Raw genomic sequence first — 4,356 nt, 5'->3', positions numbered from 1 at the left:
GCCGGATCGCGCCCCGGCCCGCCGCCCGGCCGGGCCGCGATCCGTACGCGCCGGCCTGGGACCGGCCCATAGCCGCGGCGCGGACGGCTCGGCCCGTACGGGCGCGTCCCGTACAGGTGCGTCCCGCGCGGGCGCGGAGGGCGCGGGCTGGGACGGCGCGGGCGAAGGCGGTGCGGGCGAAGGCGGTGCGGCGGCCGGCCGGGACGGGGCACGGCCGGCCGCGGGCCCGGTCACGCCGCCGCGAACCCGCCCACGAACCGCAGCGTCGCGTCGAGTTCGTCCAGGCTGATCAGCCGGCTGCGCGGGCGCAGCATGCCGAGCGTGCCGTAGTGGGCCAGCTCCCGGCAGCGCGCGGTCAGCCAGGCCCAGTCCAGGCCCAGGTAGTCGGCCAGCGCGCGCAGCCGGACCGCCGGCGTCGGCCCGGCCACCACGCTGGTGGCGCGCGCGTGGTGGACGGCCTGCGCGTAGGTGTGCGCCTCGGGGCGGCGGTCGGCGGTGTCGACGTGCCAGATGCCGTCCCCGCGCAGCCAGTTGGCCACGATCACCCGGCCGTCGGGGGTCAGCGTGAACGCGTCGAGCTGGGCGTACTCCGGTTCGGTGCACACCCACACCGTGACGCCGCGCAGCTCCAGCAGCGCCAGCGCGAGGAATAACAACACGCGCTCGTAGCGCTCGCTCTCCTTCACGTTGGCCTCCGGCAGGCAGAACGCGGCGCCCGGCGGCGCGTCGGGGCCGGAGTGCCGGTCCTTGACCCGGGACAGGGCCGAGTGCCGGTGCCGGAAGAACAGCAGGGTCGACGCCTCCTCGCCCCACTGCTCGCGGCACCAGAAGCGCAGCGGCTCGGAGTCGTCCTGAAGGTCGCGCAGCCGTTTGCACACGTACAGCATGCAAAACCGCGAGCCGAGCCAGGCGGCGCCCACGGCCGACAGCTCGGGCGCGGCCGACCGGGCCACGGCCGACCGGGACTGCGCGAGGTAGGGCGCCAGCTCCCGCTCCTCGCTGTCGAGCGTGTGGTCGTCGGCCAGCAGGCTGTCGTCCAGGTTCGTGACGGCCCACAGGATGCCGTAGGTGAGGTCGTCCAGCCGGTACGGGGCCGGGACCGGCAGCGTGCCCACCGGCTGGTCGACGGCCAGGTGCCGGCGGGCGTACGCGGCGTCCAGCACGTACAGGCCCTCCCCGCCGGCCGCGCCCAGGGAGGCCAGCAGCAGCGCGCGGCGGGAGGGCTGCACGAAGGACTTCATGTGCGGGTGGTCCTCCGGGCCGATCAGCACCACGTCGTCCTGGGCCCGGGCCTCGTACATCTGCACGGCCACCGAGGTGCCGTCGAAGAACCGCAGGCCGCCCAGCCGCCAGACGCCGTCCACCCCGGGGGCGGGGGAGTCGGGGGACAGCGACGAGCTGAGCCAGGCCGAGTCCAGTGCCAGCGCCGCGGCCAGCGACGTGCGGTGCGGGGTGCGCGCGGTGACGACCTCGCGGCTGGGCGCGGGCTGGAAGAGCTGGTCGGCGTTGACGCCGAGCATGTACTCCAGCACCATGCGGGCGTCGCCGCGCGGTATCTGCTCGCCGTTGAGCCACCGTTTGAAGGTGGTGCTGGAGACGGTCACGCTGGCCAGCCGGTGGTTGCCGAGCTCCTTGGCGGCCCGCCGCGCCGCCCGGGCGAAGTGGATGCCGAACGCGGACCAGCCGGCCCAGCCCCGCTTCTCCAGCAGGACACGCAGCAGCGTAGGGGCGCGCATGGGTTCCCTCCCTGCTAGCGGCGGTGGCGGGCGGCGGGCGGCGTGCCGTGGTCCGGCGGGCTCCAGGAGGTGCGGGACGGCGGCGGTGCTGTGGTGTCGATCATGGATCCTCGGTCGTGGGCGGACGCGGCACGAGCGCGGAGCACCTGTGGGCGCGCATATGCCGTTCCGCTACCGGCCCGGCATATCCAAGGTGCCTTGCGAGTCGTGGATGACTAGAGTCGTGGTGGAACCGTCGGGGATATTAGCTCACGAAACCCATCACGTTCGCACAGGTGAGCGTGCGATTTCGGGGAGTTGGGGGGAAGTGATGACGGCTGCCCCCGCACCGTCGCGGTGGCGGCCGGCCGGCGCGGCGGACACCGCCGGGGCCCGGACCGGCGATGCCTACCCGCCCGCGCCCCGGCCCAGTCCTCGCCCCTGGCCCTGCCCGACGACGCCGGCCGCCGACGCCGGGTCCGATGTCAGGGTCCGGGCGGTGTCGGACCGGCGGTCAGACGCCGGTAGGCGTCGGGGCGGAGCGCGCGCCGTCCTCGTCCGCGGTGGTGGCGGTGGTGCGATGGGCGCGTTCGACGGCCTGGCCCCAGTACGTTCCGGCGACCATGAGCACGGCGCCGACAAAGGCCCACACAGTGAGCCGTTCGCCGCCGAGGCTGATCCCGACCGCGACGGCCCAGATCGGCTCGGTGCCCAGCAGCAGGCTGGCCCGGCTGGCGGAGGTGCGCTGCACGGCCCAGGTCTGGGCGAGGAAGGCGAAAACGCTACAGAACAGGGCGAGATAGATCAGCTGCGACCAGGCGGCGGCGCTGCTGCGGGCCAGGTCGGGCAGGTGCGTGAGGGCGGGCGCCAGGAACAGCGCCGAGCCGACGGCGGTCTGCGCGGTCGTCAGGTGGAGCGGGTCCATGGGGCGGCGGGCGGTGAGCCGTCCGACGAGCGCGACGTGCCCGGCGCGTACGACCGCGGCGGCGAGCATCAGGGCGTCGCCGAGCCGTAGCGCGCGCGGTCCGGTGCCGGAGGTGAGCAGTCCGACGGCCAGGACGCACAGGCCGGCGGCGGCGAAGAACGTCCAGGGCGGCCTGCGACGTCGAGCGGTCCGGTCCAGCAGCGGCGTCAGCACGATGGTCAGGCTGATGATCAGCCCGGCGTTCGCGGCGCTGGTGTGCGCGACCCCGTAGGTCTCCAGCACCAGAACGGCCGCCTGCGTGACCCCCAGCAGCGACCCCGCGCCGACCTCCGCGCGGGTCCAGCGGCGTGCCCCGCGGCGGGCGGCGACCAGGACTGCGCACGCGAGCGCGGAGAGCGCGTACCGGGCGAACAGCACGGTGGTGACCGGGAGCGCGCCGGTGGCCGTCTTGGCCGCCAGGTAGCTGGAACCCCAGACCAGCGCGATCAGGAACAGCACGGCGTCGGTACGGCGTTCAGCGGGCATGTCCCCACGCTGCACCAGCAGGATGTTGAAGACCATCACCAGCTTCTAAAGCGAAGCTGTAGCGGCCCTACACTGTCCGCGTGGACGAGCGGCAGCTGCGCATCCTGCGGGAACTGGGAGAACTGGGCAGTGTCAGCGCCGTCGCCGAGGCACTGCACGTGACGCCTTCCGCGATCTCCCAGCAGTTGCGCCTGTTGCAGCGCTCGATCCCCGTCCCGCTCACCGAGCGCGCCGGCCGCCGGGTGGTGCTGACCGAGGCCGGGCAGACCCTGGCCCGCGCGGCCATCGAGGTGGAGACGGCCCTGGCCCGGGCGCGACACGCCGTCACCGACTTCACCGAGCGGCCTGACGGCGACGTCTCGCTGGCGGCGTTCCACAGCGCGGCCGCCGCGTTCTTCCCCCTGCTGCTGCGCGGCCTCGCCGGGCCGGGCCGGCCACGACTGGCCCTCGCCGACGAAGACGTCGCCCAGGACCACTTCCCCGCCCTCACCCGTGACTACGACCTCGTGCTCGCCCACCGCCTCGACCACAGCCCGCCCTGGCCCCGCACCGTCACCACCAGCACCCTGCTGCGGGAGCCGCTCGACGTGGCCCTGCCGGCCGGCCACCCGCTGGCCTCCAGAGCGCTGCTCCTGCCGCACGACGTGGCCGACCAGCCCTGGATCACCGTCCACGACGGCTTCCCGCTCATGTCCACGATCGAAGCCATCGCCAGCGTCGCCAACCGCCGCCTCGACATCGTCCACCGCATCAACGAGTTCGCCGTGGCCGCCGAGGCCGTGGCCGCGGGCGGCGGCCTGGCGCTGATGCCGCGCTGGACCGCCCGCGAGCACCCCGACCTCGTCCTGCGGCCGCTGGGCGAGGTCCACGCCCGACGCCACATCGACGTCCTCCACCGGCCGGAACGCACCGCGCGACAGGCCGTCCGAACCGTCCTCGCCGGGTTGCACCGCGCCGCCGCGGAGATCCGAAGCCAGGACACCCACGCGGCTCACTCCGGTCCCGGCACCTCCGCGACCCCGTGAACCCGGCAGGGCGCGGTCGGCGTGGTGACGAGTACCGCGCCCGGTGCCAGGCGGGCCTCCTGCCGGGTGCCGTCGGGCCAGGTGACGGCCAGCCGCCAGCCGCCGCCCGGGTCCCGGGCCGCGGCGCACTCCGGGCGCGCCGCCCCGCGCGGCCGGGGCCGCCGGG

General features: G+C 75.0%; 4 protein-coding genes. 1 reads left to right on the top strand and 3 read right to left on the bottom strand.

Features of this window, described 5'->3' with window-relative positions; all coding sequences use genetic code 11:
• Window positions 1-230: 230 nt before the first annotated feature.
• On the bottom strand, window positions 231-1,736 hold the full coding sequence (locus RKE29_RS28240) for a hypothetical protein (protein ID WP_312008527.1): 1,506 nt from the start codon (window positions 1,734-1,736) through the stop codon (window positions 231-233).
• A gap of 493 nt (window positions 1,737-2,229) precedes the next feature.
• Window positions 2,230-3,165: a DMT family transporter gene (locus RKE29_RS28235; RefSeq protein ID WP_312008529.1), complete on the bottom strand. Its 936-nt coding sequence runs from the start codon at window positions 3,163-3,165 to the stop codon at window positions 2,230-2,232.
• Window positions 3,166-3,245: 80 nt separating this feature from the next.
• Between RKE29_RS28235 and RKE29_RS28230 the strand changes: the two genes are divergently transcribed.
• On the top strand, window positions 3,246-4,190 hold the full coding sequence (locus RKE29_RS28230) for a LysR family transcriptional regulator (RefSeq protein ID WP_312008526.1): 945 nt from the start codon (window positions 3,246-3,248) through the stop codon (window positions 4,188-4,190).
• Here RKE29_RS28230 and RKE29_RS28225 read toward each other — a convergent pair.
• A partial coding sequence (locus RKE29_RS28225) for a hypothetical protein (RefSeq protein ID WP_312008524.1) occupies window positions 4,157-4,356 on the bottom strand: 200 nt, incomplete at its 5' end. The two genes, RKE29_RS28230 and RKE29_RS28225, sit on opposite strands and share 34 nt — an antisense overlap.

Origin of the sequence: Streptomyces sp. B1866 (assembly GCF_031932565.1) — a bacterium.
Classification (GTDB): domain Bacteria; phylum Actinomycetota; class Actinomycetes; order Streptomycetales; family Streptomycetaceae; genus Streptomyces.
This window is presented reverse-complemented; position numbering and strand designations above follow the sequence as displayed.